Raw genomic sequence first — 953 nt, forward strand, 5'->3', positions numbered from 1 at the left:
GGGGAGTTGGAGGTGCGGGCTTCGCGGTTGGCGGCTGTGTTGGCGGGTCGGGGGGTTGGGCCTGAGGTGCCGGTGGGTGTGCTGCTGGGTCGGGGTGTGGATTTGGTGGTGGCGTTCGTCGCGGTGTTGAAGTGTGGTGGGGTGTATGTGCCGTTCAACCTGGGGTATCCGGCGGAGCGGCTGGCGTTCATGCTGGACGACTGTGGCGCTGCTGTGGTGGTGACCGACAGTGGCCTGGCCGGGGGGCTGCCGGACTTCGATGGTTCGGTTGTGCTGGTGGATCGGTTGGAGGCGGCGCGAGAGGTTGCGTTGCCGGCGGCTGTTCGGTGGGACGGGTTGGCGTATGTGGCGTATACGTCTGGGTCGACGGGGCGGCCGAAGGGGGTCGGGGTTTCGCATCGGGCGCTGGCTGGTTATGTCGCCGGCTGGGGTGCGGCGCTGGAACAGGTCGGCGGTCCTGGTGTGGTGCTGTCGATGGCGGGGGCTGGGTTCGATGTGTCGGTGGGCGACATCGTCCGGGCGTTGTGCTTTGGGCGGAGTGTGGTGTTCTTGCCGCAGTCGGATTTTGTGTCGGTGGAGGAGTTGTATCGGGCGCTGGGTGAGCATCGGGTCGAGGTCGCCGAGATCGTTCCCGGCACGTTGTTGCGGGATCTGGCCGCTTACTGCCGCCGTCATGGCGGCTTGGAGAGCTTGCGTCTGGTGATCTCCGGTACCGATGTGTGGACTTACGAGGCGTTTCTGGAGTCTGTGGCTTCGGTGGGGCCGCGGGCGGTACCCGCGAACGTCTACGGGGTGACCGAGGCGGCGATCGATTCATTGCTGATGCCGCTGGCGGATGGGGCTTTGGTAGATGGGGCGATGGTGCCGGTGGGGCGTCCGCTGGCTGGGGTGCGGGCTCTGGTGTTGGACGAGTGGCTGAAGCTGGTGCCGGTTGGGATGCCGGGTGAGTTGTT

The 953-nt window shown here is 66.5% G+C and carries 1 protein-coding gene; it reads left to right on the plus strand.

Going from position 1 to position 953, the window contains the following annotated elements:
* Nucleotides 1-36 precede the first annotated feature (36 nt).
* A partial coding sequence (locus tag DQW85_RS02805) for an AMP-binding protein (protein WP_240196882.1) occupies nt 37-953 on the plus strand: 917 nt, incomplete at its 3' end.

The sequence above is a fragment of the Nonomuraea lactucae genome (assembly GCF_003313395.1).
Taxonomy (GTDB): domain Bacteria; phylum Actinomycetota; class Actinomycetes; order Streptosporangiales; family Streptosporangiaceae; genus Nonomuraea; species Nonomuraea lactucae.